Annotated in this window: 25 protein-coding genes and 1 pseudogene; 14 read left to right on the top strand and 12 right to left on the bottom strand. The window is 67.4% G+C overall.

Translation table 11 applies throughout. The annotated features are described in order from the left end of the window. Window positions 1-93: 93 nt before the first annotated feature. From FSZ13_RS16335 to FSZ13_RS16325, 3 genes are all read left to right on the top strand, one after another. Window positions 94-1,572: a leucyl aminopeptidase gene (locus FSZ13_RS16335; protein ID WP_145481480.1), complete on the top strand. Its 1,479-nt coding sequence runs from the start codon at window positions 94-96 to the stop codon at window positions 1,570-1,572. Continuing rightward, complete coding sequence (locus FSZ13_RS16330; protein WP_145481479.1) at window positions 1,572-1,997, top strand: DNA polymerase III subunit chi; 426 nt, start codon at window positions 1,572-1,574, stop codon at window positions 1,995-1,997. Before FSZ13_RS16335 ends, FSZ13_RS16330 begins: the two co-directional genes overlap by 1 nt. 72 nt (window positions 1,998-2,069) lie before the next feature. Beyond that, window positions 2,070-4,895 (top strand): valine--tRNA ligase, encoded by a 2,826-nt coding sequence (locus tag FSZ13_RS16325; protein ID WP_145481478.1) that lies wholly within the window; start codon window positions 2,070-2,072, stop codon window positions 4,893-4,895. Window positions 4,896-5,157: 262 nt separating this feature from the next. Here FSZ13_RS16325 and rimI read toward each other — a convergent pair whose 3' ends face one another. Genes rimI through pssA form a run of 3 tightly spaced genes read right to left on the bottom strand, consistent with a single transcriptional unit; the run spans window position 5,158 to window position 6,958 of the window. After that, a complete protein-coding gene (rimI, locus tag FSZ13_RS16320) occupies window positions 5,158-5,655 on the bottom strand; it encodes a ribosomal protein S18-alanine N-acetyltransferase (RefSeq protein WP_145481477.1) in 498 nt (165 codons plus the stop codon). Continuing rightward, window positions 5,652-6,182, bottom strand: a complete 531-nt coding sequence (locus FSZ13_RS16315) for a hypothetical protein (RefSeq protein ID WP_429000018.1) — start codon at window positions 6,180-6,182, stop codon at window positions 5,652-5,654. Before FSZ13_RS16315 ends, rimI begins: the two co-directional genes overlap by 4 nt. Continuing rightward, entirely contained in the window at window positions 6,179-6,958 is a 780-nt protein-coding gene (pssA, locus tag FSZ13_RS16310; protein ID WP_145481476.1) for a CDP-diacylglycerol--serine O-phosphatidyltransferase, read from the bottom strand. Before pssA ends, FSZ13_RS16315 begins: the two co-directional genes overlap by 4 nt. Before the next feature lie 102 nt (window positions 6,959-7,060). Here pssA and FSZ13_RS16305 point away from each other — a divergent pair, with 102 nt between their 5' ends. The 3 genes and pseudogenes from FSZ13_RS16305 to FSZ13_RS16295 all read left to right on the top strand — a co-directional run. Beyond that, window positions 7,061-7,441 carry a DUF4124 domain-containing protein gene (locus tag FSZ13_RS16305; RefSeq protein ID WP_145481475.1) on the top strand — a complete coding sequence of 127 codons (381 nt, stop codon included), beginning with the start codon at window positions 7,061-7,063 and terminating at the stop codon, window positions 7,439-7,441. A 260-nt stretch (window positions 7,442-7,701) separates the two neighbouring features. Continuing rightward, window positions 7,702-9,393, top strand: a complete 1,692-nt coding sequence (locus FSZ13_RS16300) for a proline--tRNA ligase (RefSeq protein WP_145481474.1) — start codon at window positions 7,702-7,704, stop codon at window positions 9,391-9,393. A gap of 156 nt (window positions 9,394-9,549) precedes the next feature. After that, window positions 9,550-9,924: pseudogene (locus FSZ13_RS16295) on the top strand (H-NS family nucleoid-associated regulatory protein); the annotation flags it as partial. 189 nt (window positions 9,925-10,113) lie between these two features. On the opposite strand, the gene FSZ13_RS16290 reads toward FSZ13_RS16295, so the two are convergent. Continuing rightward, window positions 10,114-11,373, bottom strand: coding sequence for a threonine/serine ThrE exporter family protein (locus FSZ13_RS16290; RefSeq protein ID WP_145481472.1), 1,260 nt, complete (start codon window positions 11,371-11,373; stop codon window positions 10,114-10,116). A 103-nt stretch (window positions 11,374-11,476) separates the two neighbouring features. On the opposite strand from FSZ13_RS16290, the gene FSZ13_RS16285 reads away from it, so the two are divergent. The 4 genes from FSZ13_RS16285 to FSZ13_RS16270 are packed head-to-tail and all read left to right on the top strand — an operon-like array spanning window position 11,477 to window position 15,020. Next, window positions 11,477-12,589, top strand: coding sequence for an MlaE family ABC transporter permease (locus FSZ13_RS16285; protein ID WP_145481471.1), 1,113 nt, complete (start codon window positions 11,477-11,479; stop codon window positions 12,587-12,589). Beyond that, window positions 12,589-13,419 (top strand): ABC transporter ATP-binding protein, encoded by an 831-nt coding sequence (locus FSZ13_RS16280; protein WP_145481470.1) that lies wholly within the window; start codon window positions 12,589-12,591, stop codon window positions 13,417-13,419. The genes FSZ13_RS16285 and FSZ13_RS16280 overlap by 1 nt, the downstream gene beginning before the upstream one ends. Window positions 13,420-13,422: 3 nt before the next feature. Further along, window positions 13,423-14,349 (top strand): MlaD family protein, encoded by a 927-nt coding sequence (locus tag FSZ13_RS16275; RefSeq protein ID WP_145481469.1) that lies wholly within the window; start codon window positions 13,423-13,425, stop codon window positions 14,347-14,349. Beyond that, window positions 14,346-15,020 carry an ABC-type transport auxiliary lipoprotein family protein gene (locus tag FSZ13_RS16270; RefSeq protein ID WP_145481468.1) on the top strand — a complete coding sequence of 225 codons (675 nt, stop codon included), beginning with the start codon at window positions 14,346-14,348 and terminating at the stop codon, window positions 15,018-15,020. The genes FSZ13_RS16275 and FSZ13_RS16270 overlap by 4 nt, the downstream gene beginning before the upstream one ends. On the opposite strand, the gene FSZ13_RS16265 is transcribed toward FSZ13_RS16270, so the two are convergent. Next, on the bottom strand, window positions 15,012-15,599 hold the full coding sequence (locus FSZ13_RS16265; RefSeq protein WP_145481467.1) for an alpha-ketoglutarate-dependent dioxygenase AlkB family protein: 588 nt from the start codon (window positions 15,597-15,599) through the stop codon (window positions 15,012-15,014). The genes FSZ13_RS16270 and FSZ13_RS16265 overlap by 9 nt on opposite strands. 311 nt (window positions 15,600-15,910) lie before the next feature. On the opposite strand from FSZ13_RS16265, the gene FSZ13_RS16260 reads away from it, so the two are divergent. After that, window positions 15,911-16,882 (top strand): UDP-glucuronic acid decarboxylase family protein, encoded by a 972-nt coding sequence (locus tag FSZ13_RS16260; protein WP_145481466.1) that lies wholly within the window; start codon window positions 15,911-15,913, stop codon window positions 16,880-16,882. A 117-nt stretch (window positions 16,883-16,999) separates the two neighbouring features. Here FSZ13_RS16260 and FSZ13_RS16255 read toward each other — a convergent pair whose 3' ends face one another. The 5 genes from FSZ13_RS16255 to FSZ13_RS16235 are packed head-to-tail and all read right to left on the bottom strand — an operon-like array spanning window position 17,000 to window position 20,502. After that, window positions 17,000-17,596: a hypothetical protein gene (locus tag FSZ13_RS16255; protein WP_145481465.1), complete on the bottom strand. Its 597-nt coding sequence runs from the start codon at window positions 17,594-17,596 to the stop codon at window positions 17,000-17,002. Beyond that, window positions 17,593-17,985 carry a GtrA family protein gene (locus FSZ13_RS16250; protein WP_145481464.1) on the bottom strand — a complete coding sequence of 131 codons (393 nt, stop codon included), beginning with the start codon at window positions 17,983-17,985 and terminating at the stop codon, window positions 17,593-17,595. The genes FSZ13_RS16255 and FSZ13_RS16250 overlap by 4 nt, the downstream gene beginning before the upstream one ends. Then, on the bottom strand, window positions 17,969-18,931 hold the full coding sequence (locus FSZ13_RS16245; RefSeq protein ID WP_145481463.1) for a glycosyltransferase: 963 nt from the start codon (window positions 18,929-18,931) through the stop codon (window positions 17,969-17,971). The genes FSZ13_RS16250 and FSZ13_RS16245 overlap by 17 nt, the downstream gene beginning before the upstream one ends. Beyond that, window positions 18,924-20,147, bottom strand: a complete 1,224-nt coding sequence (locus FSZ13_RS16240) for a hypothetical protein (protein WP_260844224.1) — start codon at window positions 20,145-20,147, stop codon at window positions 18,924-18,926. Before FSZ13_RS16240 ends, FSZ13_RS16245 begins: the two co-directional genes overlap by 8 nt. After that, entirely contained in the window at window positions 20,116-20,502 is a 387-nt protein-coding gene (locus FSZ13_RS16235) for a hypothetical protein (protein WP_145481462.1), read from the bottom strand. Before FSZ13_RS16235 ends, FSZ13_RS16240 begins: the two co-directional genes overlap by 32 nt. A 593-nt stretch (window positions 20,503-21,095) precedes the next feature. On the opposite strand from FSZ13_RS16235, the gene FSZ13_RS16230 reads away from it, so the two are divergent. Further along, window positions 21,096-21,404, top strand: coding sequence for a type I addiction module toxin, SymE family (locus FSZ13_RS16230; protein WP_145481461.1), 309 nt, complete (start codon window positions 21,096-21,098; stop codon window positions 21,402-21,404). 165 nt (window positions 21,405-21,569) lie between these two features. Beyond that, entirely contained in the window at window positions 21,570-23,549 is a 1,980-nt protein-coding gene (locus FSZ13_RS16225; protein WP_145481460.1) for a glycoside hydrolase family 99-like domain-containing protein, read from the top strand. A gap of 38 nt (window positions 23,550-23,587) precedes the next feature. Here FSZ13_RS16225 and FSZ13_RS16220 read toward each other — a convergent pair whose 3' ends face one another. Both FSZ13_RS16220 and FSZ13_RS16215 read right to left on the bottom strand, forming a co-directional pair. Continuing rightward, a complete protein-coding gene (locus FSZ13_RS16220) occupies window positions 23,588-24,214 on the bottom strand; it encodes a CoA transferase subunit B (protein ID WP_145481459.1) in 627 nt (208 codons plus the stop codon). 1 nt (window position 24,215) lies between these two features. Beyond that, window positions 24,216-24,950, bottom strand: coding sequence for a CoA transferase subunit A (locus tag FSZ13_RS16215; RefSeq protein WP_145481458.1), 735 nt, complete (start codon window positions 24,948-24,950; stop codon window positions 24,216-24,218). A gap of 124 nt (window positions 24,951-25,074) precedes the next feature. On the opposite strand from FSZ13_RS16215, the gene FSZ13_RS16210 reads away from it, so the two are divergent. Then, entirely contained in the window at window positions 25,075-26,424 is a 1,350-nt protein-coding gene (locus tag FSZ13_RS16210; protein ID WP_145481457.1) for a phosphomannomutase, read from the top strand. Window positions 26,425-26,430: the final 6 nt, after the last annotated feature.

Below are 26,430 nucleotides of genomic sequence, written 5' to 3'. Positions count from 1 at the left end.
TTAAACTCTCGGATTCGTTCGCGTGGCTGCCCAGTCTACTGACGGGACGTAAACAGCTCGCGATTGTACGGATTTGCCAACGGAATCTGATCAATGGCCCTCGAATTTACCCTGAACCACGCTGCCCCGGCCTCCGCCGAGGTCGACTGCGTCATCGTCGGCGCCTACGCCGACCAGACCCTGAGCCCGGCGGCGCAGGCCCTGGACGCCGTTTCCGGCGGTCGCCTGACCGCCCTGGTCGCCCGCGGCGATGTCAGCGGCAAGACCGGCGCCACCACCCTGGTGCATGACGTGCCCGGCGTGACCGCACCGCGCGTGCTGGTGGTCGGGCTGGGCGAGCCGGCCAAGTTCGGCGTGCCTCAGTACCTCAAGGCCGTCGGCGACGCCGGCCGCGCGCTGAAGAGCGGGGCCATCCGCCACGCCCTGTTCACCCTGTCCGAGCTGCAGATCAAGGGCCGCGACGCCGCCTGGAACATCCGCCAGGCCGTGATCGCCGCCGACCACGCCAGCTACCGCTACACCGCCACCCTGGGCACGAAGAAGCCCGAGGCCGCCGGCCTGGCCAGCCTGGCCATCGCCGGTACCGATGACCAGGCCCTGCTCCAGGGCCAGGCCATCGCCGCCGGCGTGCAGCACGCCCGCGAGCTGGGCAACCTGCCGCCGAACCTGTGCACCCCGGCCTACCTGGCCGAGTCCTCGGCCGCCTTCGCGCAGGCCCATGCCGGCGCCGAGGCCGAGATCCTGGACGAGGCGCAGATGGAAGCGCTGGGCATGGGCTCGCTGCTGGCCGTGGCCCGTGGCTCGGCCAACCGCCCGCGCCTGGTCGTGCTGAAGTGGAACAACGGCGGCAGCGCCAAGCCGTACGTGCTGGTCGGCAAGGGCATCACCTTCGACACCGGTGGCGTGAACCTGAAGACCCAGGGCGGCATCGAGGAAATGAAGTACGACATGTGCGGTGGCGCCAACGTCATCGGCACCTTCGTCGCCGCGGTCACCGCCCGGCTGCCGCTGAACCTGGTGGTGGTGGTGCCGGCGGTCGAAAACGCCATCGACGGCAATGCCTACCGTCCGTCCGACGTGATCACCTCGATGTCGGGCAAGACCATCGAAGTGGGCAACACCGACGCCGAAGGCCGCCTGATCCTGTGCGACGCGCTGACCTACGCGCAGCGCTTCGAACCGGCAGCGCTGGTCGACGTCGCCACCCTGACCGGGGCCTGCATGGTCGCGCTGGGTCACCAGACCGCCGGCCTGATGACCAAGCACGACGACCTCGCCAATGAACTGCTGGCCGCCGGCGAGCATGTGTTCGACCGCGCCTGGCGCCTGCCGCTGTGGGACGAATACCAGCCGATGCTGGATTCCAGCTTCGCCGACGTCTACAACATCGGCGGCCGCTGGGCCGGTGCGATCACCGCCGGCTGCTTCCTGTCGCGCTTCACTGAAGGCCAGCGCTGGGCGCACCTGGACATCGCCGGCGTGGCCAGCGACGAAGGCAAGCGCGGCATGGCCACCGGTCGTCCGGTCGGCCTGCTGACCCAGTGGCTGCTGGACCAGGTCGCCCGCAGCTGATGTCCCGCGCCGACTTCTACCTGATCGCCAAGCCGCGCTTCCTCACCGAGCCGCTGCGCCTGGTCTGCGAGCTGGCCCGCAAGGCCAACGACGCCGGCCTGCAGACCCTGGTGCTGGCCCGCGACCAGGCCCAGGCCGAAGAACTGGACGAGCTGCTGTGGTCGTTCGACGACGATGCCTACATTCCGCACCAGATCGCCGGCGAAGATGCCGACGAGGACGAAGCACTGGTGCTGATCGCGGTGCCCGGCGCGGAAGCGCCGAGCCGGCCGCTGGTGATCAACCTGCGCGACGACCCCTACCTGGGCGCCTGCGACCGGGTGCTGGAAGTAGTGCCGGCTGACCCGGCCGCGCGCGAACCGCTGCGCGAACGCTGGCGCCAGTACAAGGCGCTGGACTTCGTGCTGAACAAGTACGACATGTAAGCCCGCGGCGGCGCCCTTGATCGGGTCCGCCGCCGCCCTGATCCTTTACCGATTGCCTCCTGGTTCCCCCGCATGACCCAACTTGCCTCCAGCTACGACCCCAAGACCTTTGAAACGGAGCTGTACGACTCCTGGGAGAAGGCCGGGCATTTCAAGCCGTCCGGCAAGGGCGAGCCGTACACCATCCTGCTGCCGCCGCCGAATGTGACCGGCACGCTGCACATGGGCCATGCCTTCCAGCAGACCCTGATGGACGCGCTGGTGCGCTACCACCGCATGCGCGGCTACGACACGCTGTGGCAGGTGGGGACCGACCACGCCGGCATCGCCACCGAAATGGTGGTGTCGCGCAACCTGGCGCTGGCCGGCAACGGCGAGAGCCGCGATTCGCTGGGCCGCGACGGCTTCATCGAGAAGGTGTGGGAGTGGAAGGCGCAGTCGGGCGACATCATCGAGCGCCAGATGCGTCGCATGGGCACCTCGGCGGACTGGTCGCGCAGCACCTTCACCATGGACCCGCAGCCGTCCGAAGCGGTGGTCGAGGCGTTCCTGCGCTGGCATGAGCAGGGCCTGATCTACCGTGGTCAGCGCCTGGTCAACTGGGACCCGGTGCTGAAGACCGCCATTTCCGACCTGGAAGTGGAAAGCGTGGAAGAAGACGGCTTCCTGTGGTCGATCGCCTACGCGCTGGAAGACGGCGCCAGCTACGAGCACGTGGAGCGCGACGCCGACGGCAACGAGACCCTGCGCGAAACCCGCCCGTATCTGGTCGTCGCCACCACCCGCCCGGAGACCCTGCTGGGCGATACGGCGGTGATGGTGCACCCGGAAGACGAGCGCTACGCGCACCTGATCGGGCGCAGCGTGACCCTGCCGCTGACCGGTCGCAGCGTGCCGGTGATCGCCGATGAGTATGTCGACCGCGCGTTCGGTACCGGCGTGGTCAAGGTCACCCCGGCGCACGACTTCAACGACTATCAGGTCGGCCTGCGCCACAACCTGCCGATGATCAACCTGTTCACCCCGGTGGCGGCGATCAACGACAACGCCCCGGAAAAGTACCGTGGGCTGGACCGTTACGAAGCGCGCAAGGTGATCCTGGCCGAGCTGGAAGACCTGGGCATCCTGGTCGAGACCAAGGCGCACAAGCTGCAGGTGCCGCGCGGCGACCGTACCCAGCAGGTGATCGAGCCTTACCTGACCGACCAGTGGTTCGTGAAGATGGACGTGCTGGCCCAGCGCGGCCTGGAACTGGTCGAGAACGGGTCGATCCAGTTCGTCCCGGCCAACTGGATCAACACCTACCGCCACTGGATGGAAAACATCCAGGACTGGTGCATCAGCCGCCAGCTGTGGTGGGGCCACCGCATTCCGGCGTGGTTCGACGCCGCCGGCACCTGCTACGTGGGCCGCGATGAAGCGGACGCGCGCGCGCGCGCCGGACTGGGGGCCGATGTCGTGCTCACCCAGGACAGCGACGTGCTGGAAACCTGGTTCTCCTCGCAGCTGTGGCCGTTCTCCACGCTGGGCTGGCCGAACGAGCAGGCGATGGCCGAGCGCGGTTTCGAGCGCTACCTGCCGTCGTCGGTGCTGATCACCGGCTTCGACATCATCTTCTTCTGGGTGGCGCGCATGATCATGGCCACCGACAGCTTCACCGGGAAGATTCCGTTCAAGGATGTCTACATCACCGGCCTGATCCGCGATGCGCAGGGCCAGAAGATGTCCAAGTCCAAGGGCAACGTGCTCGACCCGCTGGACATCATTGACGGCATTTCCATCGACGACCTGGTCGCCAAGCGCACCACCGGGCTGATGAAGCCCAAGGACGCGCCGAAGATCGAGAAGCAGACCCGCAAGGATTTCCCGGACGGCATCATCGCCCACGGTGCCGACGCGCTGCGTTTCACCATCGCCGCGCTGGCCACGCATGGCCGCGACATCAAGTTCGACATGAGCCGCGCCGAGGGCTACAAGAATTTCTGCAACAAGCTGTGGAACGCCAGCCGCTTCACCCTGATGAACACCGAAGGCGCGCAGTTCGAGGGCGTGCCGCAGCCGCGCACCGATGCCGAGCGCTGGATCCTGGCACGGCTGGCGGCAGTGTCGGCCGAGGCCCGCACGCACTACGCCAACTATCGGTTCGACCTGCTGGCGCAGGCGCTGTACGAGTTCGCCTGGAATGAGTTCTGCGACTGGTTCCTGGAGCTGACCAAGCCGGCGCTCAATGGCGACAATGCCGACGACGCGACCAGCACCCGCCACACCCTGCTGTACGTGCTGGAAGCGCTGCTGCGCCTGCTGCACCCGCTTACTCCGTTCGTGACCGAACAGCTGTGGCGCCAGGTCGCACCGCGCCTGGGCCTGGCCGCGGACACCATTTCGCTGCGCCCGTACCCCACCGCCGAGGAATTCGCCGGTGACTTCGCACGCGCCGAAGCGGATGTGGAGTGGCTGAAGTCGATGGTCAGCGCGCTGCGCCGCGTGCGCAGCGAACTGAACGTGCCGCCGGCCAAGCAGGTCGGCCTGCTGCTGCAGGGTGGCAGCGAGGAAGACCGCAACCGCGTGGCGCGGTTCACGTCGTCGCTGTCGTTCCTGCTGAAGCTGGAGCGCATCGAATGGCTGGCGGCGGATGCGGACACCCCGCCGGCCGCGACCGCCATCGTCGGCGAGCTGAAGCTGCTGGTCCCGCTGGAAGGCCTGGTCGACCTGGGCGCCGAGCGCGCCCGGTTGGACAAGGAAATCGCACGGGTGGAAGCGGAGAAGGAGAAGAGCGCGGTGAAGCTGTCCAAGTTCACCGACAAGGTGCCGGCAGCGGTGGTCGAGCAGGAGCGCGTGCGCCTGGTGGACTGGACCGCGCAGCTGGAAGGCCTGGTCGCGCAGCGCGCGAAGCTGTAACGGGTTGAAGCGTGGCGACCAACGGTCGCCACCTACCGGGTGGGCTGCTCGGCGTGTCGTGGCGACCAACGGTCGCCACCTACCTGGGTGGGCTGCTCGGCGTGTCGTGGCGACCAACGGTCGCCACCTACCGGGTGGGCTGCTCGCTGGTAGAGTCGGTTCCCAAACGACTGCCGGTAGCGGTGATCGGCCCTTTGACGCATGGACCCCGATCGGAGAAGCGCCCTCCCCGCCGATGGTCATGCCCGTGCAACCTGGTCGGCTACAACGGCGGCATCGTCTGGATGTCGTCGTCGACCAGCTCCATCGCCATCACCAGCGCGTCCTCGCGGCCATCGCGCGCGGGGTAATAGCGCGGCCGACGGCCGATCTCGTTGAAGCCTTCGCTGTGGTACAGCGCCACCGCCGGAGTGTTGGACGGCCGCACTTCCAGGAATACCCGCTGCGCGCCATGCTCGCGCGCCAGCTTCACCAGCGCGCGGAACAGTCGCCGGCCCAAACCACGGGTCTGGCAGGCCGGATCGATGCAGACATTCAAGACATGCGCTTCGTCGGCGGCGATGCTCAGCACGCCGTAACCCGCCAGCACGCCGTCGTCTTCCAGCGCCAACGCCGGGTAGCCCGCCCGCAGGCAGTCGACGAAGATGCCGCGCGTCCACGGGAACGGGTACCCGCGCAGCTCGATCTCCATCACCGCGTCCAGATCGGCTTCGCGCAGTGCGCGCAGCGCCGGTGGCCGGTGCGCACTGACCGCGCTCACGCCCTGCCCCGCTTGCGCAGTGCCCTCAACTGCGGCCACAGCGCACGCTTGGCCGCGGCGTTGCCGCGCAGTTCGTCTAGGTTCCAGCCGGCCATCACTGCCTGGGTGTCGGGGTCGTTCGGGTTGCAGCCTGAGGCGCGCAGCAATGCGATCTGCAGCGGCGGCGGCATGCGCACCGCCGGGCGGCGGGCGCCGGGGCGGGCGCTGGCGACCGGCGCTTCGGCAGCGGGCGCGCTGCGGCGCGGCGGAGCAGGCGCATCGTCCGTTGGCGCATTGCTGCGCGCTGGCGCAGAGGCGTCTTCGATGCTGGTGGGTGCGCTCCGCCGTGGGGCGGGCGCGCTTTGCCGGGCAGAGCCCGGCACTACGACGGGGTCGTCCGGGAGTGCCGCGGCCGGGACTGCGCCCAGGTCGATCTGCGCATCCGGCGCCGCGTCCACGCTGCCGTCCACGAACACCGTGTAGCCCATCGCCTGCAGCCAGGACTGCTGGGCCGGGGTCCACAGCGGCGGCGCGGCCGGCGTGCTCACGCGCCGGGCTCGGCCGGCTTGCGGGTGCGCTGCCAGACCCAGCTGACCGGGCCGGACAACGCGTAGATCACGCCCACCGCGAACAACACGCGCGGCAGGTCGATGACCATGATCGCAATGGCGATCGGCACCAGCGCCAACGCCAGGAACGGCACGCGGTCGGCGCGCGGGCCTTTTTCACCACCGCCCTTGAAGCTCCAGAAGCGGATCCGGCTGACCATCAGCAGCGCCGCCGCCAGGGTCACGCCCAATGCCACGTAGCGCAGTTCATTGCCATCCCAGCCGAGCGCGCCGTCGGCGAAGGCCCACACGAAGGACATCATCAGGCCGGCGGCGGCCGGACTGGCCAGGCCGATGAACCAGCGCTTGTCGACCACGCTGACCTGGGTGTTGAAGCGGGCCAGGCGCAGGGCCGCGCACGCCGCATACAGGAAGGCGACCGCCCAACCCACCCGGCCCATGATCGGGTCGTCGAACTTCAGCCAGGACAGCGACCAGTGGTACATCACCAGCGCCGGGGCCATGCCGAAGCTGACCAGGTCGGCCAGCGAGTCGTACTGCACGCCAAATTCGCTGCTGGTGCCGGTCAGGCGCGCCACCCGCCCGTCCAGGCCGTCCATGACCGCGGCCACGAACACCGCGATGGCGGCATTGACGAAGTCGCCATTGGCGGCGGCGATGATCGCGTAGAACCCCGCAAACAGGCCGGCCGTGGTGAACAGGTTGGGCAACAGGTAAATGCTGCGCGAGCGCGGCGGGGGTTTCATCTGATCCATGCCGGCCAGTTTAGTGGCTGCGGCGCGGTTTGGGGGGAGGGTTGCCAGCGCCGGACGGGAATGCTGCAATCGCGCTCCTGCCCCCTGCTGCCCGGAGTTGCCATGCGTGCCCTGCCCCTCGTGTGCTGCCTGCTGCTGCTCGCCAGCGCTTCGGCCAGCGCCGGAAACGTCTACAAGTGGAAGGACGCCAATGGCGTAACCCAGTACTCGGAGAAGCCGCCCACCGGGCAGAACGCTGAACAGCGCAAGGTGCAGAACCGCGACCCGGCCGCCACCCGGGCCGCCGCGGCAGCGGCGCCGGCCGAATCGGCCAACTGCACCACCGCCCGCGACAACCTGGCCCTGCTCGCCGGCAAGGGCGAGGTGATGCAGGACACCAACGGCGACGGCAAGCCGGACACCGCGCTGGACGACAGCCAGCGCCAGGCGCAGAAGGCGCTGGCGGACGCGGCGATCAAGGCCTACTGCAAGCCGGCCGCCTGAGCGGCCTCCCCCGACCAACGGTCGGGGCTACCAGGCGCCAAGCCATTGCCGGTGGCATCGGGCATGGCGCCGATGCCGGTGGGATCGGGCACGGCGGCGGTGCCGGTGATATTGGGGACGGCCCGCCGTTGGGGGTGGCATTGTCCACGCACCGGCGGTAGGTATCGACCGTTGGTCGATACGCCGTTCGCGCCAGGATTGGGCACGTGGGCGGCCGGGCTGGCAGAATATTGCCTTTCCGCCGTTCAGCGAAGCCGACGATGCGCCTCTCCCAGTTCCACCTGCGTACCACCAAGGAAACCCCCAGCGATGCCGAGCTCACCAGCCACCGGCTGATGCTGCGCGCGGGCATGATCCGCAAGCTGGCCTCGGGGCTGTACACGTGGTCGCCACTGGGCCTGCGCGTGCTGCGCAAGGTCGAGCGCATCGTGCGCGAGGAAATGGAGCGGGCCGGCGCGGTGGAATTCCAGGTGCCGACCATCCAGCCCAAGGAACTGTGGGAAGCCACCGGCCGTTGGGAAAAATTCGGTCCGCAGCTGCTCAAGATCAAGGACCGCAAGGACCAGGTGTTCTGCTACAGCCCCACCGCCGAGGAAGCCGCGGCCGACTTCGCGCGCCAGGAACTGTCCAGCTACAAGCAGCTGCCGGTCAACTTCTTCCAGATCCAGACCAAGTTCCGCGATGAGATCCGCCCGCGCTTCGGCGTGATGCGTGCGCGCGAGTTCCTGATGAAGGACGCCTACTCCTTCCATCTGGACGATGCCTGCCTGGTACGCGAGTACGAAAACATGAAGGCCGCCTACGCCCGCGTGTTCACCCGCCTGGGCCTGGATTTCCGCATGGTGCAGGCCGATTCCGGTGCCATCGGTGGCGATGCGTCGCAGGAATTCCACGTGATCGCCGACTCCGGCGAAGACGCGCTGGTGTTCTCCACCGGCTCGGACTACGCGGCCAACATGGAAGCGGCGGTCGCGGCCGCGCCGGGTCCGCGCGCGGCCGCCAGCGAAGCGCTGCGCAAGGTCGAAACCCCCACCCAGAAGACCTGCGAAGCCGTGGCCGCCCTGCTCGGGATCGGCCTGGAGCGCACGGTGAAGTCGATCGCGATCATGAGCGAAGGCGGCTTCGTGCTGGCGCTGGTGCGCGGCGACCATGACGTCAACGAAATCAAACTGGGCAAAGTGGAGGGCCTGCAGGGGTACCGCATGGCCGGCGAGGCGGAAATCGCCACCCACCTGGGCAGTGAACCCGGTTTCCTCGGCCCGCTGAATCCGGCCAGGCCGATCCGCGTCGTGGCCGATCGCGACGTTGCGGCGATGGCCGATTTTGTCGTCGGCGCCAACGAAGCCGGCTTCCATATTGCCGGGGTCAACTGGGGCCGCGACCTGCCGGAACCGGAAGTGGCTGACATCCGCAATGCAAAGGAAGGCGACCGTGCGGCCGACGGTGGCGAGCTGAAGGTGGCGCGCGGCATCGAAGTGGGCCATGTGTTCCAGCTGGGTCGCCAGTATGCGCAGGCGCTTAAAGCAACCGTGCTGGACGAGAACGGCAAGGCCGCGGTGCTGGCGATGGGCTGCTACGGCATCGGCATCTCGCGCATCGTCGCCGCTGCGATCGAGCAGAACCATGACGCCGCCGGCATTATCTGGCCCGACGCGATGGCGCCCTGGCAGGTGGTGGTATGCGTCATCAATCCAAAGCAGGACGATGCGGTCAATGCGGCCGCCGCCGAGCTGCTCGCGCAGCTGCAGGCTTCCGGCCTGGATGCGGCGCTGGACGACCGCGGGCTGCGCCCCGGCCAGATGTTTGCCGACATGGAACTGATCGGCGTCCCGCACCGGGTGGTGGTGTCCGAACGTGGCCTGGAGGCGGGTACGTTCGAATACCGCGCACGCTCGGCGAGCGAGGCCGAGAGCCTGGACCGCGACGCCCTGATGGCCCGGCTGACGAAGTGATGACGGATGCCGGGTGAAATACCCCGGCATTTAATTATCCCATTTCCATTGATTATTCCGACAAGCTGTGCATTGCGCAAATGAGAATGTATGCTGTTGCCCGATGCCAAGGACTGGCCCACACCCCGTCCTTCTTTTTAGATTCCGGAGTAGTTGATGAGTATCGACCTGAGTGGTTTGTCCGCCAAAGAGCTGGGCGCCCTGATCAAGAACGCGAAGAAGCAGCAGACGATCGTCGCCAAGCGCCCGGCCCTGACCAAGGTTCGCGCCCAGCTGGCCAAGCTGGCCAAAGCCAACGGATACACCCTTGAAGAAGTAGCCGGCGTTGCCGCTGCGGGCCGCAGCCGCGCGGGCACGGCGGGCAAGGCCGCTCCGGCCAAGAAGGCGGTGCGCAAGCTGGGCAAGGTGGCCCCGAAGTACCGCAACCCGGCCAACCCGAAGGAAACCTGGACCGGCCGTGGCAAGCAGCCGCGCTGGCTGGCTGCCCACACCACCAAGGGCAAGAAGCTGGAAGATTTCCTGATCAAGAAGTAAGCGATGCGCCGATGGCGCGCGCATTGAAACGCCGGCCCGGATGGCCGGCGTTTTTTGTGGGACGGTAGCGCCGACCGTTGGTCGGCCCAGGCGGTGCCCGATGCGTGCGGCATGCGCGGCGCACCGATATCGATTATTTGAATGCGTTACCCGGGTTTGCCGAACGTCGCGAAAACTTTCAGAAACTCACAGATTCTTTCGCGCCGGTACCAGCAGGTTGCCGAACAATAGTCCCGCCACCAGCGCCATTACCACGTTGAGCACGGTCATCAGCACCACCTGCCCCGCGCTCATGTCCTGCTGCTGCACCAGCGTGAGCACGCCGCGCAGGCTGGTGCTGCCGGGAACCAGCATGATGATGCCGGGCAGGCGGATGATCGCGCCGGGGCGCTGCACCAGGCGACCGAACAGATTGCCGGCCGCGGTCATCACCATCGCCGACATGAAAATGCCGGCCGGCATTCCCCACGCCTGGCCGGCGAACTTCGATATCGCATACCCGGCCACCGACGCGGCGATCACCCACGGATAATCGCGGCGACTGGCCTTGAACAGCATCGCGAAAGCGAACGCCGCCAGCAGCAGCGCACTCCATTCCACCCAGTCCGCCTGCGGTCGCGACGCGCGCACCAGCGGGTCCAGGCCGAGGATGCCCGACAGCGTCACCGCGATCACCGCCCCCACGGTCAGTTTCAGGATGGTGGTGATCGCGCCGGCGAACCGCGCCGTCCCCGATACCCAGTGCTGGCTGGCCAGTTCGTTGACCGCATTGGTCAGCGACATGCCGGGCAGCATCACCACCAGCGAGGCGATGATCACCGTGTTGAGGTTGAGCGCACCCACGAACGAGGCCACCAGCGCCGCCACGGTGCCGGCCAGCAGCGCCGCCAGCGCCTCGCTGGCTTCTCGGCTGGCCGGACGGCGGTCGGTGAGCAGCGTCATCAGGCCGATCAGCAGCCCGATCACCCCGGCCGTGGCGATGTCCAGCCAGGGCAGTTTCCACAACCCGGCCACGCCGGCCGCACCCAGGCTGTAGGACAGGATCATGCGGATCTTGCCGCGCCGGCCCGGGTCCTTGTCCAGGTGCCGCAGCGCGGTATGGCCCTGGGCGATGCTCATGGTGCCGTTGGCGACCGCGTCGGTGATCTGGTCGGCAATGCTCAGTTTGTGCAGGTCGTTTTCGCCCGGTGCGAGGCGGATCACGCGGGTGATGTCCGACGAACCGATCGCCTTGGTCGGGTCGCTGAAGCTGAGGATCAAGCCGGTCGGGTTCGACCACGGCTCGCAGTCCAAATCCAGCCGCTGCGCCAGCGCCACCACCGCGGCCTCCAGCCGCTGGGCGGTGGTGCCGTAACTGTGCAGCCGCCCGGCGATCTCGGACACGAAGGCGACCCGCTGTGCGTAGGTGGCCGGAGGGGTTGCGATGGCGGGTGCGTCGGCAGACATGCGCGGTAGTATTACCCGAAGCCCGCCCCGGCTGAACAGCGTCGTTGCCGACGGCACACACTTGGCCTCCACGCAGACAGGTTATGCTGCGCGCACGACGCCCATGACGCCAGACAACGCCCCCCACCTCGAACTCGATCCACAGGACCCCGGCAGGATCCGGTTGTCCGGTCAGTGGACCCTTCGCACCGCGCTGGACGCGGCCGAAGCGCTGCGCGCGGCGCCGGCGAACGTCACCGCCATCGACGCCAGCGGCATCACCCAGCTGGACTCGGCCGGCGTGCTGCAGGTGCTGCGCGTGGCCCATCGCGCCGATCTCGGTGAAGACGCGCTGACCTTCCGCGAGGAACACCGCGCGCTGGTCTGCACCATCGAAGAAGTCGCCGACGACCGCCCCAAGGCCAAGCGCGACTTCGGCGTGCTCGCCGCGCTGGAGCGCCTGGGCGTCAGCGTACATGCCACCGGCCACAACATCGTGGCGCTGGCCAGCTTCCTCGGCGAAAACCTGGTCAAGGCCGGGCGCCTGGTGCGCGAGCCGCGCCGGTTCCGGCTCACCGCCACCGTGCACCACATGGAACAGGTCGGGCTGGACGCGGTGCCGCTGGTGGCGCTGCTGTCCTATCTGGTCGGTGCGGTGATCGCCTTCCTCGGCTCGACCATCCTGCGCGACTTCGGCGCGGAAATTTACGTGGTCGAACTGGTCAGCATCGCCTTCCTGCGCGAATTCGCGGTGCTGCTGACCGCGATCGTGCTGGCCGGCCGCACCGCCAGCGCGTTCACCGCGCAGATCGGGTCAATGAAGGCACGCGAGGAAATCGACGCGATCCAGACCCTGGGCCTGGATCCTGTCGACCTGCTGGTGCTGCCGCGCCTGATCGCGCTGCTGGTCACCCTGCCGCTGCTGACCTTCATTGCGATGATCGCCGGCCTGGCCGGCGGCGTCACCGTCGGCGCGTTCGACCTGGATATTCCACCGCAGATGTACCTGGCGCGCCTGCACGACACCATCGAGGTGCGGCACATGCTGGTGGGCCTGTCCAAGGCCCCGGTGTTCGCCGCGGTGATCGGCCTGATCGGCTGCCTGGAGGGACTGAAGGTGCAGGGCACCGCGCAGTCGGTGGGCGAACGCACCACCTCCAGCGTGGTGCAGACCATCTCGCTGGTGATCATCATCGACGCGTTCGCCGCGTTGTGGTTCATGCACATGGATTGGTGATGACGACCTTGGCCGCCCCTGATGAAGACACCCGCGCGGAACTGGCCGATGAAGACGGCGTGGCCATCCGCGTACGCGGGCTGACCAACCGCTTCGGCAGCCAGACCGTGCATGACGGGCTGGACCTGGACGTGCGCCGCGGCGAGATCCTCGGCGTGGTCGGCGGCTCGGGCACCGGCAAGTCGGTACTGATGCGCAGTATCCTCGGCCTGCGCCATCCGGATGAAGGCGAGATCGAGGTGCTGGGCGTCAATGCGCGCTCGGACAACCGCGCCGACCGCCTGCACATCGAGCGCAACACCGGCGTGCTGTTCCAGGATGGCGCGCTGTTCTCGTCGATGACCGTGGGCGAGAACGTGCAGGTGCCGCTGAAGGAACACCACGGCGAGCTGCCCGAGCGCTGGCATTACGAACTGGCCCTGCTCAAGGTGAAGCTGGCCGGCCTGCCCGCCGATGCGATCAACAAGCTGCCGTCGCAGCTGTCCGGCGGCATGCGCAAGCGCGCCGGGCTGGCGCGTGCGCTGGCGCTGGACCCGCCGCTGCTGTTCCTGGACGAACCCACCGCCGGACTTGACCCGATCGGCGCGGCCGCCTTCGACCGCCTGATCAAGACCCTGCAGGAAGCGCTGGGCCTGACCGTGCTGCTGATCACCCATGACCTGGACACGCTGTATGCGATCTGCGACCGGGTCGCGGTGCTGGCCGACAAGAAAGTGATTGCCACCGCCCCGCTTCACGAGATCGAACAACTGGATCATCCGTGGATCCAGGAATATTTCCACGGACCGCGCGCGCGCGCTGCACGCGACGCCAAGCAGAAGAGCGAATAGACCATGGAAACCAAAGCCAATTACGTATTGATCGGCGCGTTCACCCTGATCGTGGGGCTGGCCCTGCTGGCATTCGGGCTGTGGGCGGCCAAGTACTCCTCCGACCGCACCTGGACCGAATACCGCGTGGTGTTCCGCGAGGCGGTCACCGGCCTGTCGGTGGGCAGCCCGGTGCAGTACAACGGCATCGCGGTCGGCTCGATCACCGAACTCAACCTGGTCCCGGACGATCCGCGCCAGGTGGTTGCGCGGATCCGCCTGAACTCCAACACGCCGGTCAAGACCGACACCCGCGCCAAGCTGGCCATCACCAGCCTGACCGGCCCGTCGATCATCCAGCTCAGCGGGGGCACGCCGCAGGCGCAGGCACTGACCGCGGTCAACCGCGACCCGGCCCCGATCATCCCGACCACGCCGTCGGCGCTGCAGAACATCACCGACGTGGCCAACCGCATCGTCGAGCGCATGGACCAGGTACTCAGCGACCGCAACGTGGCCAGCATCAACGCCACCCTGGCCAACCTGGAAACCATCAGCGGTGGCCTGGCCGACCGCGACCAGGGCACCCAGGCGCTGCTGCTGAGCGCACGCGACGCCGCGCGCAGCCTGGACAGCACGCTGAAGACCACCAACGGCACCATCCAGCGCCTGGACACCAACCTGGTGCAGCAGTTGCCGCCGATCCTGGACAAGCTGGAAACCACGCTGACCAAGCTCGATTCGGCGGCCGGCAGTGCCGATTCGATCCTCGGCGAGAACCGCGCGGCGATCAACAGCTTCGCCAACGACGGCCTGGCCCAGCTGGGCCCGACCCTGACCGAACTGCGCGGCCTGATCCGCGACCTGCGCCGGGTCAGCGACAAACTGGACAACAACCCGGCCCGCTACCTGCTGGGCCGTGACGCGCCGAAGGAGTTCGAACCCAAATGAGCCGCATGCCGCTGTTGCCCGCTTCCCTGCCCCGGCTGCTGCTGCCGGCCGGCCTGATGCTTGCGTTGGGCGCCTGCTCGCTGCTGGGCGGCGGCGAGCGCTCGCAGGTCACCATCTATTCGCCGGTGGTGAAGATCCAGCCCGACCCGTCCTGGCCGAAGGTCGACTGGGCGCTGGTACTGGTCAAGCCGACCGCCGCGCGCGTGGTCGACAGCCCGCGCATCAACGTGCGGCCGAACCCCGGCGAGCTTGAGGTCTACAAGGGCGTGAGCTGGGCGCAGCCGGCCACAGACATGGTGGACGATGCGCTGGTGCGGGCGTTCGAGGATTCCGGGCGCATCACCGGCGTGGCACGTGCCACCACCGGCATCCGCGCCGACTACAAGTTGGCGCTGGATGTACGCCGTTTCGAATCCGACTACCGCGGCCAGCCAACCCCGACCGCCTTCATCGAAATCAACGCCAAGCTGATCCACGTGATCGACCAGCGCGTGGTCGCCGACCGTACGTTCCGCCAGGAGCAGCCGGTGGGCAGCACCGCCACGGGCGACGTGGCCCGGGCGCTCGAGCAGGGCCTGCAGGCGATTACCACCGAGCTGGTGGGCTGGACGCTGACCACCGGCCAGGCCGACAGCCAGACCGCCAAGGTGATCCCGACACGCCTACGCTGAACCGCTTCCTATCCAACGGAAGGTCAGATTGATGCGCTCGGCCAAGGGCCGTGCGCTCTTGGGCAGGGCGTGCTGGTAGAAGGTCTGCGTGCGCCCGCCCATCAGCAGCAGGTCGCCATGACCCAGGATGACCTCCGCCTTGCGCGCATGGTCATCGCGTCGGCGCAGCAGGAAACGCCGTGCGGCGCCCAGGCTGAGTGATGCAATCAGCGGCGTTGGCCCAAGTTCCGGCTCGTTGTCACTGTGCCAGCCCATCCCATCGTCGTTGTCGCGGTAGCAGTTGAGCAGCACGCTGTTGAACGGCTGGCCGCAGAACCTGCCCAACGCATCGCGGAGCGGGACCAGGGCGGGATGCCAGGCGTGCGGCACGAAGTCGGTGCCCGAATAGCGGTACCGCGCGGCGGGATCGCCCATCCAGCAGCTCAACCGAGGCGAATCCACCGACCGCCCGAACATGCGGATCCGGTGCACCTCCCACGGCACCTCGCCGCGCAGCTGTCGCTGCAGGGCATCCGCCTCGGCGGCGGCCAACCAGTGGCGGTGCCAGTGCACCGAAGCATCGGGAAGATGGAGGTCCATGCGGGAACGCTAGCACGCGCCGGCCGGCCAACGGCCCTCCGGCGCCGACCGCGTAGCGACACGCCATGCGTGTCCCACGGATACCGACCGCAGACCGTAGCCAGCCCATCCCCGTACGGTCTCCGTGGGACACGCGTGGCGTGTCGCTACGCATTGGGTGCCGAGAGCGCCGCCCGGACTTGTAGCCCGCCGGCACCCGGTATGTGCGCTGGGCGGGTGCGCGTCACCTCCACGTGGAGTCCTCTACAATCTGCGGCCTGAGGCGCGTTTCCGTCGCGCCCCCACCCGCCGCATAGTCACAAGGTTCCTGCATGAGAAGTCACGACAGCAGCAAGCGCGTCCTGGTCACCGGTGGCGCCGGATTCCTCGGCTCGCACCTGATCGAACGCCTGCTCGAGCAGGGCCATGAGGTGGTGTGCGCGGACAACCTGTTCACCGGCACCAAGCGCAACATCGCGCACCTGCTGGGCAACCCGCACTTCGAGTTCCTTCGCCACGATGTGACCTTCCCGTTGTACATCGAGGTGGACGAGATCTGGAACCTGGCCTGCCCGGCCTCGCCGGTGCATTACAGCCACGACCCGGTGCAGACCACCAAGACCTCGGTGCACGGTGCGATCAACCTGCTGGGGCTGGCCAAGCGGCTGGACTGCCGCATCTTCCAGGCCTCCACCAGCGAGGTTTACGGCGACCCCAGCGTGCACCCGCAGCGCGAGGACTACTGGGGCAACGTCAATCCGATCGGCCCGCGCTCCTGCTACGACGAGGGCAAGCGCTGCGCGGAAACGCTGTTCTTCGATTACCACCGCCAGCACGGGCTGGATATCAAGGTGGCGCGCATCTTCAACACCTATGGCCCGCGCATGCATCCCAATGATGGGCGCGTGGTGTCCAATTTCATCGTGCAGGCGCTGCGGGGTGAGGACATCACCATTTATGGCGAAGGCCAGCAGACGCGTTCGTTCTGCTATGTGGACGACCTGATCGAGGGCTTCCTGCGGCTGATGGCGACCGACAAGGACTTCACCGGGCCGTGCAACCTGGGCAATCCGGCGGAGATGACCATCCGCGAGCTGGCCGAGGCGGTGATCGCGCTGACCAATTCGGGGTCGAAGCTGGTGTTCAAGCCGTTGCCGCAGGATGACCCGATGCAGCGCCAGCCGGACATCACGCTGGCCAAGAGCCGGCTCGGTGGGTGGGAGCCGCAGGTGAAGCTGGAAGACGGGTTGCGGCGGACGATTGCGTATTTCGATGATTTGTTGGGACGCGGTGTGTCGGCATGATCGGGTGTTGATGGGCGGGTTCGCCCAAGGTCATGCGTTACCGGGCGTTGCGCCGATACGTGCAGTCGTTTGGGAACCGACCCTACCGTGCCTGCCAGCGTGCCGAGACCCGATTGTTTACCGGCACTGGTAGGTGACGTCCTGGCGGCTGTGGCGGAAGGGGTCGGTCAGGTCGTCGGAGTATCTGCCCAGCAGCAGGCGCTGCTTTGGCAGGAAATGCTGGCGGTAGAAGCGGCTCATGCCGGCCACGCGCCGGCCCTTGTCGGTCAGCAATACGCAGCCGTTTTCGATCTGGATCGTGCCGGAGCTCTCCTGCTCGGTCAGGCGCACGTCCACCAGCCGGTGTTCGACCATGTATTCCTGGGTGAACACGTCCTGGAAGGCATCCTGGCGGATGCCACCGCCGCGCTGGTCCAGCTTTTCCAGGATGTAGAACGACAGCGAACGGTCGATCACCGTCGGCACCGAGATCGCGAATGCGTAGCCGCCCAGCAGCCATACCAGGGCCAGCAGCACCCGCTCGGCGGGCGTGAACGCGCGGAACGGCGACGCCAGCAGCAGCAGGCCGGTCGCCACCGCCGCCAGCAGGGCGTCGCCGATGGCCGCGTAGAACACCACGTCCACGGTGAAAAAGCGCACGTGCAGGAAGTGGATGCCGAGCAGCAGGCCGATGTAGACCAGGGTCAGCAGCCCGGCCTTGAGGAGGGTTGTCATGGCTTGAACACCAGCAGGCGGTTGCCCAGGAACGAAAGGATGAACTGCACGATGCTGATCAGCACGAAGCCGACCCGGTAGTCGAAGTGCAGCAGGTCCGACCATACCGCCATCAGCCCGCCATTCACCAGCGCAATGCCCGCGTACAGCAGCACGAACCGCCACAGCTGGCCGCTGGCGCGGGCCTGGGTGGCGGCGAACACGAAGTAGCGGTTGCCCAGGAACGAGACGCCGATGGCCACAGCGGCGGCGAGCAGGTTGGCCACGCCCTTGGACGGCACGCGTACCACCTCCACCAGCAGGCTCAGCACGGCGAAGTGCACCGCGGTCGCCACCAGCCCGTTGATGACGTAGCGGAGCAGCTGGCGCAGGTCAGCGCGGCGTTGCATCCGCCGTCACCTCGATCACCCCGGCCAGGTAGTCCCGGTACGCGCCCGGTTTCTGGATGGTGCCGCGCACGATGCCACTGAGCATCAGCGTCATCAGGGTGAGCGTGCCGGTCTGCAGGAACACCAGGAACAGCACGCCCAAGGCCATCGAGAACCAGCCCGGGGTGGCGTAGCCGGCCAGCTTGAGCAGGGTGGCCACCACTGCCAGCGCGATCGAGGCCGAGGACACCAGCACGCACATCAGGCCGACCCGCACCAGCACGTCTTCGGCGAACACCATCAGCGCGCGGAACCCATGCAGGGTCAGGCCCACGAAGTTCATCTTGCTCTGCCCGGCGTAGCGCGGCCCACGGTCGATCGGGCACACCGCCAGGCGCAGCTTGCTGGCGATCAGCCCCGCGGCCACATGGGTCCAGACTTCGTGCATCGCGTTGAGCCGGTGCAGCGCACTGACCTTGATCGCCATGAAGTTGCCGAAGCTGATGGTGCGCCCGGTAAGCAGCTGGAAAATGAACTTGTAGACCACGTAGAAGGTGCGGAAGCGAAGGGTTTCCACCCGGCTGCGGCGGCGCGCCACGGCCACGTCGACATTCTCGTCTCGGGCGGCGGCCAGCAGCTCGGCGATGGTTTCCGGCAGGTCCTCGCCGTCCGAATCCATCACCACCACGCGCTGCGCGTCGGGCAGGTTTTCTTCCACGTAGCCCAGCCCGACCGCGATGGCCTTCTGGTGGCCGACATTGCGCCGCAGCTTCAGCACCACGCCGTTGACCCCGGACCCGGACAACTGGAACGGCTGCACCGGTTCGCGGATCGAGCCGTCATCCACCGCCACCACGAACACGCGGTCGCCGTACAGGCGCGCCAGCTCGGTGAACAACCGGGTCGAGGCCACGTGGTCCTCGTAGACCGGGGTGACCACCACGAAGGATTCGTTGGGCTCAAGCATTCCGTTCTCCTGCACGCTGGCGCGGGGCAATCTGTTTCCACTGGTCCAGCAGCACCAGAACGCCGTACATCAACAGCAACTGGACCGGCAGCGCCACGCGCTTGGCACTGGTGGCCAGGTGCCAGGCCAGATCGTGCGGGGTGCTCAGGTACACGGCGAACAGCACGCCGAAGTACGCCACTGCAACCAGCAGCGCGGCGCGGGCAGCGGACACGCGCCAGGTGCGCGCCCACAGTACCAGCAGCAGTACCAGCGGCACCCACACGGCACTGCGCAGCAGGGCCTTCAGGATCAGCACGGTGGGTGCCAGGTCGGGCAGGCGCGCCAGCAGCTGCCCCTTCAGGTCGCTTTGCGCCAGGTCGTTGCCCAGGTCGGCGCCGGCCACGGCCAGCTTCCACGCCAGCAGTGGCAGCATCGACACGGCAAACGCGGCCAGCAGACCCCAGGGCATGCGGCGGTCGCGCAGCAGCAACGTGCCGGTTGCGACCACGGCCACCAGGATGGCCAGCACCGCGCCTTCGTTCTTGATCAGGGTCAGCACCGCCGACAGGGCCGCGTAGGCTGCAAGGTTGAACCAGGCCCCTGCGGCGTTGTCAGTACGCGGCTGGATCGCCACCGCCAGGGCAGCGACCGCATAGACCGCCAGGAACGCATCCATGTAGCCGTCCACCAGGTAGCGCCCGCCCACTTCCAGCACCGCCACCGCGAACAGACCCGCCGCCCACCAGGTACGCAGGGTACGTGCGATCAGCAATAGCGGCGGCAGCAGCAGGAGCGTGGCCGCAGCCTTCGGGAAGATCTCGTTCCAGTGGCCGACCACCTTGGCCGCCGTGGCGGACCAAAGCGGCATCAGCGAGGGATAGTCGTTGTGGCTGAAGATGGCATAGCCATCCAACTGGGCGTACAGCGAGTTTTCCAGATAGATGCGCTTGGCGTGCAGCATCCAGATCGAGCGCGGGTCCCACTCGTCGGTGGGGCTGCCCAGCGCGAGCACCAGCAGCACGGCGACAATGCCCAGCATCCAGGCGGCGCGGCCGTCGCGCAGGGCCAGCAGTGACCACAGCGCACAGATGAGCACCGCAATGAAGGCCAGCTGCGCAGGCAGCCCTACCCAGCCAAACGCGGCGAAGGCATAGCAGAGCAGCACGCCGGCCAGCATGCCCAGCGCGGCGCGGGCGCCACCGTCAGTGGCAGTCAACGAGAACAATGCGCTCACTCCTTGCGATTTCGGTGCAATCAGGCTGCTGCGGACCCGGGGTGCGCCAGAGCATCAGGCCCTTGTCGGCCCAATGAACGCGGCGGGGGTACAGCCCGTCCCACAGGCGCTCGCGCACCAGCGGGTCTTCCCACAGGCCCGGCGCCAACGCGACCGGCACGCTGGGATCGCCGTGGCGGGAAAGCAGCTCGCGGGCCTCGACAACCTCCGGCGGTACCGACTCCTCCCACCCGGCGCCGGCATCAAACGCCTGCCGTAGCAGGGCACTGTCGAACTGGACATCCTTGGCGATGCCGCGCAGCCCCACGAGCAGCGCCGCCCCGATCATCAGGCGGACCAGCCAGCGGTGCAGCACGGAGGGGGTTCCCTTCCCGGGTGTGATCACAGCAGCGTTCCAGGTCCAGACAAGCCGGAAATTCTAGCATTGCACCCGACACTGCCCAGGACCGGGCACCGGTAGGGTCGGTCCCCAGACGACCGCACGGAAACCCCCAACGCCCGGTAACGCATGGACAACTGATCGAAGCCACACCCTCACCGCGCGATGCAGAAAAATTGATGCCAGAACCGCCATCTCGCAATCCGCGGCGACCTCATGAAAATTGCGCCCAAAACGATCAACTGCCAACTTCATTCCACTTCCAGATACCGTTACCGCGCAACGCGTCCTGGCGCTTTCCTAGCCTGTAACGACACACCCATTGATGGCGCCAAATGGAATCCGCACATCAACAGGAACAAACAACTGGAGGTATTGTCACCCGGTTCGCATGGTGTGCCCGAGAGTTTGAAAGCTCCGCTGCTGCATATTGGTCCTCCTACGTCGGGAGGGTGACGGAATAAAAAACCCCTTCGAGGGGAATACGTCGCACCGTCTGCAGTAGCACGGCTTTCAACCTCCCGACTCCCCTCGCCATCCCGGCGAGGGATGCACCTTGGAGAGCCACCATGCATTCCCATGACAACGATGCGCCCGTCAGTACCGCCCGCCGCCACAGCCTCGGCTGGCACAAGCCCAAGCGCGTGCTGGTCGGCTCGCTCATCCACAAGGACCAGCCGCCCCAGCCCGGCGACCCGCTTGTTCCCTGCATCAAACTGCGTGGCCTGTGGATGGCCGATGCCGGCATCGCGCCTGGCACCCGGCTGACCGTGGAAATGTATGACGGCGCCATCCTGCTGCGTGCGGCGGAGCCCGAGGTGGCAGTACAGCTCCGGCCGGTGAGGCGACGACAGGTGCGGGTGCATTCCGGGCGGTGATGGGTTCAGCGACGCAGGGCGTCGCTCTACCGGGCATGGGACGCCTGATGGTCTATACGCTCCATTTGCCGCTGCACCGGCAAACGCCGAGAATGACCGACATTACCGCTGTGTTGGAGCCCCCATGCCCGTTGCCGCGTTCGCCCTGACCGGGGTCCGCCGTCCATGACCACCCTCAAGGGCCGCCTGCGCGCAGCGGTTTACCTGGCGCTGCGTACCGGCTTCCGGGCGCTGCCACTCTCAGACGGGCAACGCGACCGGCTGCGCGCGCGCTTCCTGGACAAGCACGGCGACTGGGTACCGCCGCCGGCCCGCGGACGCGTGGCAGGCGACCTCTCCGGGACCGCCCGCCGCCCGCTGGTGCGCGCCGACGAAGCGGCCATCGGCCACGTGCCCTACCGCAGCGAAGCGCTGCCGGAGCCGCTGCCGGCCACCCTGGTGGCGTTCTACCTGCCGCAGTTCCACCCGTTTGCGCAGAACGATGCCTGGTGGGGCAAGGGTTTCACCGAATGGCGCAACGTCGCGCGCGCCCTGCCCCAGTTCGAGGGCCACGTGCAGCCGCGGCTGCCGGCCGACCTGGGTTTCTATGACCTGCGCAATCCGCAGGTGATGCGCGACCAGGCGACCCTGGCGCGCGAGTACGGCGTTGGCGCGTTCTGCTTCTACTACTACTGGTTCAGCGGCACCACGCTGATGGAAGACCCGCTCCGCCAGTGGCTGGCCGATGACAGCATCGAGATGCCGTTCTGCCTGTGCTGGGCCAACGAGAACTGGGCGCGGCGCTGGGATGGGCGCAACGACGACATCCTGATCGCGCAGCAGCACAGCGCCGAGGACGACCTGGCCTTCATTGCCCATGTCGCCGATTACCTGCGCGACCGGCGTGCGCTCAAGGTCGATGGCAAGCCCATGCTGCTGGTCTATCGCCCGCACCTGTTCCCGGATGCGCGTGCCACCGCGCAGCGCTGGCGGCAGTGGTGCCGCGAGCACGACATCGGCGAGATCCACCTGGCCTATGTGCAGGGCTTCGAGCGGCCCGACCCACGCGACATCGGCTTCGATGCCGCGGTGGAGTTCCCGCCGAACATGAGCAATCCGCGCTCGCTGACCGCCGACCAGTACCTGATCAATCCCGACTTCGCAGGCGACGTGCGCGACTGGCGCGAGCTGGCCAGCGAAATGGCCGCGCGCCCGCTGCCCGACTATCCGTTGTACCCGGGAGTCAATCCGGGCTGGGACAACGAGGCGCGGCGATCCGGCAAGGGTCGCGTGTTCCTGCATGCGTCGCCGCGCGGCTACCGCGACTGGCTGTCGACCACGATCCACCAGCGCCTGTCCGCGGTGCCTGCGGCCGAACGGCTGGTCTTCATCAACGCGTGGAACGAATGGGCCGAAGGCGCGGTGCTGGAACCGGACATGCGGCTGGGGCATGCGTGGCTGGAAGCGACCCGGCAGGCATTGGTCGTCCCCAAGGCGCCACAGTCGCCTGCCCGACCGTGCGTGATACTGCAGGCAATCGACAGCGACAACCTGGGCGATCAGCTGGCCGCGTTGCGCAGCACCGGGTTGCCCTGGCGCGTTGTGGTCACCACGCCCGCAGGACTGCGTGCTGCCGTGGAGCAGGCAACGCAGCGCGAAGGGGACCAACGGGTCGCGGTGGATATCCGGGTCATCGACGAGCGGCAGGACGCTGCCCTGTCGTTCCTGGAGACTACCGAGCTTCTCTACTCGGAGGGCGAACAGGTGCTGCTGACGCCGGCTGCCGGATCCGTCTTGCCAGACGCCGCCGCCTTGACCCGCATTTTCAGCGCATTTTCCAGCGAGCCGGAGCTCGGCCTGGTGCTTCATGCGCGATCGGAACACGCGCCGCTCCCCATCCCAGCGCGCGCGCGAGGCGCCCTGCGCGCCCGGATCGGACTTGCGGTGGACCACACTGCCGACGAAGACTTCGCCCTTGGTACGTCGTTCTGGGTGCGACTGTCAGCACTGCGACCGCTGCTGGATGCGCACCTGCCACGCTCGCTGTTCGCCACGCATGCGGGTATGGGCGCAGACGAGGCGGGCAATGCGGTCACCGCGCTCATTCCGGCCGTGGTGCGCCACGCGGGCGGACGCGTGCGCCACGCGGACGACCTCCTGCACTGAGTGCAGCCTGCCGGCGTGCGCCGGCAGGCTGACGCAGGTCAGCTGAAGGCGACCCCGGTTTTTTCCGCCAGCTCGTCCCTTTCCACGCCGGGCGCTGCTTCCACCAGCTTCAGCCCGGCCTCGGTGACGTCGAACACCGCCAGGTCGGTGATGATCCGATCCACCACGCCCACGCCGGTCAGCGGCAAGGTGCATTCGGGCAGGATTTTGTGCTCCCCATTCTTGGCGGTGTGCTCCATCAGCACCACCACGCGCTGCACGCCGGCCACCAGGTCCATTGCACCGCCCATGCCCTTGACCATCTTGCCGGGCACCATCCAGTTGGCCAGGTCGCCCTTGTCGGTGACCTGCATCGCGCCAAGGATGGCCAGGTTCACGTGGCCGCCGCGGATCATCGCGAAGCTGTCGTGGCTGCCGAAGTAGCTGGCGCCCGCACGTGCGGTGACGGTCTGCTTGCCGGCGTTGATCAGGTCCGCATCCACTTCGGCCTCGGTCGGGAACGGGCCGATGCCGAGCAGGCCGTTCTCGGACTGCAGCCACACATCCACGCCTTCGGGAATGTGGTTGGCGACCAGGGTCGGCAGGCCGATGCCCAGGTTCACGTAGGCGCCGTCGGTGAGCTCGCGGGCGGCGCGCTGCGCCATTTCATCGCGGGTCCATGCCATCTCAGTTGCCCTCCGCACGCACGGTGCGCTGTTCGATCCGCTTCTCGGGAGTGGGGTTGTGCACGATGCGGTGCACGTAGATGCCCGGCAGGTGCACCTGGTCCGGGTCGATGCTGCCCACCGGCACCACCTCTTCCACTTCCACCACGCACAGCCTGCCGGCCATCGCGCAGGCCGGGTTGAAGTTGCGCGCGGTCTTGCGGAACACCAGGTTGCCGGCTTCGTCGGCCTTCCACGCCTTGACCAGCGCCACGTCCGCGCGCAGCGCGGTTTCCATCACGTAGTGCTTGCCGTCGAATTCGCGGGTTTCCTTGCCTTCGGCCACCACCGTGCCGTAGCCGGTGGCGGTGAAGAAGGCCGGGATGCCGGCACCGCCGGCGCGCAGGCGCTCGGCCAAGGTGCCCTGCGGGTTGAACTCCAGCTCCAGCTCACCGGCCAGGTACTGGCGTTCGAATTCCTTGTTCTCGCCCACGTAGGACGAAATCATCTTTTTGATCTGGCGGGTTTCCAGCAGCTGGCCCAAGCCGAAACCGTCCACGCCGGCATTGTTGGAGATCACCGTGAGGTCCTTGACCCCGGTGTCGCGCAGCGCGGCGATCAACGCCTCGGGGATGCCACACAGGCCGAACCCACCGACCGCCAGGGTCTGGCCATCGGCCACCGCGCCCTGCAGCGCTTCGGCGGCGCTGGCGTAGCGCTTGCCGCGCCGGCCGCCGTTGTCTGGGGACTTGCTCATCTACGCCCTCACCTCGTTGATGTAAGGGCCCATTGTAGCCATTGCCGGCAACGCCCCCGACTGAAAACGCTTCCCATACATGACAGCGGCTAAACTCGCTTACTGACTTCAGAAAGGACCCCCGATGACCCTCCCCGCATTCAAGGCGTATGACATCCGCGGCCGCGTGCCGGACGAGCTGAACGAAAACCTGGCACGGAAGATCGGCGTGGCGCTGGCAGCCCAGCTCGAGCCGGGCACGGTGGTCGTGGGCCACGATGTGCGCCTTACCAGCCCCGCCCTGCAGGACGCGCTGGCCGCCGGCCTGCGTGGCGCCGGGCGCGAGGTGCTGGACATCGGCCTGTGCGGTACCGAGGAGGTCTACTTCCAGGTCGATCACCTGAAGGCGGCCGGCGGGGTGATGGTTACCGCCAGCCACAACCCGATGGACTACAACGGGATGAAGCTGGTCAAGCAGCAGGCCCGCCCGATCAGCTCGGACACCGGCCTGTTCGCGATCTCCGATGCGGTCGAGGCCGACACGGCGGCCCCCGCCGCGCCGATCGGCGGCATCCAGTCGCATCCGGACAAGACCGCGTACATCGAGCACCTGCTGAGCTATGTCGACCGCGCGGCCCTCAAGCCGCTGAAGCTGGTGGTCAACGCCGGCAACGGCGGCGCCGGCACCATCGTCGACCTGCTGGCCCCGCACCTGCCGTTCGAGTTCGTGCGCATCGCCCACGAACCGGACGGCAGCTTCCCGAACGGCATTCCCAACCCGCTGCTGATCGAAAACCGTGAGCTCACCGCACAGGCCGTGCTCGAACACGGTGCGGACTTCGGCATTGCCTGGGACGGCGACTTCGACCGCTGCTTCTTCTTCGACCACACCGGCCGCTTCATCGAAGGCTATTACCTGGTCGGCCTGCTCGCCAAGGCGATCCTGGCCCGCCAGCCGGGCGGGAAGGTGGTCCACGACCCGCGCCTGCTGTGGAACACCGTGGAGATGGTGGAAGACGCCGGCGGCCAGGCCGTGCTGTGCAAGAGCGGCCATGCCTTCATCAAGGAAAAGATGCGCGCCGAAGACGCCGTTTACGGCGGCGAGATGAGCGCGCACCATTATTTCCGCGAATTCGCCTACGCCGACTCCGGCATGATTCCGTGGCTGCTGATCGCCGCGCTGGTTTCGGAGACCGGGCTCTCGCTGGCCGAACTGGTCGAAGAACGCATGCAGAAGTTCCCGTGCAGCGGCGAGATCAACTTCAAGGTCAGCGACGCCAAGCTGGCGGTGGCGCGGGTGATGGAACACTTTGCTTCCTACGCCCCTACCCTGGATCACACCGACGGCATCAGCGCGGATTTCGGCCAGTGGCGCTTCAACCTGCGCAGCTCCAACACCGAGCCGCTGCTGCGCCTGAACGTGGAATCGCGGGGCGATGCGGCACTGCTGCAGCAGCGCACCGATGAAATCTCCCAGCTGCTCAAGGCATCCTGAGGCACA

It is taken from the genome of Stenotrophomonas rhizophila (assembly GCF_007667275.1).
In the GTDB taxonomy this organism is placed as follows: Bacteria; Pseudomonadota; Gammaproteobacteria; order Xanthomonadales; family Xanthomonadaceae; genus Stenotrophomonas; species Stenotrophomonas maltophilia_AE.
Note: the sequence above shows the minus strand (reverse complement) of the source record. Positions and strands in the feature narration are given on the sequence as shown.

Excerpts from the sequence above, each read along its gene's own strand:
- FSZ13_RS16335 (WP_145481480.1), top strand. The coding sequence starts at position 94 with ATGGCCCTCGAATTTACCCTGAACCACGCTGCCCCGGCCTCCGCCGAG.
- FSZ13_RS16330 (WP_145481479.1), top strand. The coding sequence starts at position 1,572 with ATGTCCCGCGCCGACTTCTACCTGATCGCCAAGCCGCGCTTCCTCACC.
- FSZ13_RS16325 (WP_145481478.1), top strand. The coding sequence starts at position 2,070 with ATGACCCAACTTGCCTCCAGCTACGACCCCAAGACCTTTGAAACGGAG.
- pssA (WP_145481476.1), bottom strand. The coding sequence starts at position 6,958 with ATGGATCAGATGAAACCCCCGCCGCGCTCGCGCAGCATTTACCTGTTG.
- FSZ13_RS16305 (WP_145481475.1), top strand. The coding sequence starts at position 7,061 with ATGCGTGCCCTGCCCCTCGTGTGCTGCCTGCTGCTGCTCGCCAGCGCT.
- FSZ13_RS16300 (WP_145481474.1), top strand. The coding sequence starts at position 7,702 with ATGCGCCTCTCCCAGTTCCACCTGCGTACCACCAAGGAAACCCCCAGC.
- FSZ13_RS16290 (WP_145481472.1), bottom strand. The coding sequence starts at position 11,373 with ATGTCTGCCGACGCACCCGCCATCGCAACCCCTCCGGCCACCTACGCA.
- FSZ13_RS16285 (WP_145481471.1), top strand. The coding sequence starts at position 11,477 with ATGACGCCAGACAACGCCCCCCACCTCGAACTCGATCCACAGGACCCC.
- FSZ13_RS16280 (WP_145481470.1), top strand. The coding sequence starts at position 12,589 with ATGACGACCTTGGCCGCCCCTGATGAAGACACCCGCGCGGAACTGGCC.
- FSZ13_RS16275 (WP_145481469.1), top strand. The coding sequence starts at position 13,423 with ATGGAAACCAAAGCCAATTACGTATTGATCGGCGCGTTCACCCTGATC.
- FSZ13_RS16270 (WP_145481468.1), top strand. The coding sequence starts at position 14,346 with ATGAGCCGCATGCCGCTGTTGCCCGCTTCCCTGCCCCGGCTGCTGCTG.
- FSZ13_RS16265 (WP_145481467.1), bottom strand. The coding sequence starts at position 15,599 with ATGGACCTCCATCTTCCCGATGCTTCGGTGCACTGGCACCGCCACTGG.
- FSZ13_RS16260 (WP_145481466.1), top strand. The coding sequence starts at position 15,911 with ATGAGAAGTCACGACAGCAGCAAGCGCGTCCTGGTCACCGGTGGCGCC.
- FSZ13_RS16255 (WP_145481465.1), bottom strand. The coding sequence starts at position 17,596 with ATGACAACCCTCCTCAAGGCCGGGCTGCTGACCCTGGTCTACATCGGC.
- FSZ13_RS16250 (WP_145481464.1), bottom strand. The coding sequence starts at position 17,985 with ATGCAACGCCGCGCTGACCTGCGCCAGCTGCTCCGCTACGTCATCAAC.
- FSZ13_RS16245 (WP_145481463.1), bottom strand. The coding sequence starts at position 18,931 with ATGCTTGAGCCCAACGAATCCTTCGTGGTGGTCACCCCGGTCTACGAG.
- FSZ13_RS16230 (WP_145481461.1), top strand. The coding sequence starts at position 21,096 with ATGCATTCCCATGACAACGATGCGCCCGTCAGTACCGCCCGCCGCCAC.
- FSZ13_RS16225 (WP_145481460.1), top strand. The coding sequence starts at position 21,570 with ATGACCACCCTCAAGGGCCGCCTGCGCGCAGCGGTTTACCTGGCGCTG.
- FSZ13_RS16220 (WP_145481459.1), bottom strand. The coding sequence starts at position 24,214 with ATGGCATGGACCCGCGATGAAATGGCGCAGCGCGCCGCCCGCGAGCTC.
- FSZ13_RS16215 (WP_145481458.1), bottom strand. The coding sequence starts at position 24,950 with ATGAGCAAGTCCCCAGACAACGGCGGCCGGCGCGGCAAGCGCTACGCC.
- FSZ13_RS16210 (WP_145481457.1), top strand. The coding sequence starts at position 25,075 with ATGACCCTCCCCGCATTCAAGGCGTATGACATCCGCGGCCGCGTGCCG.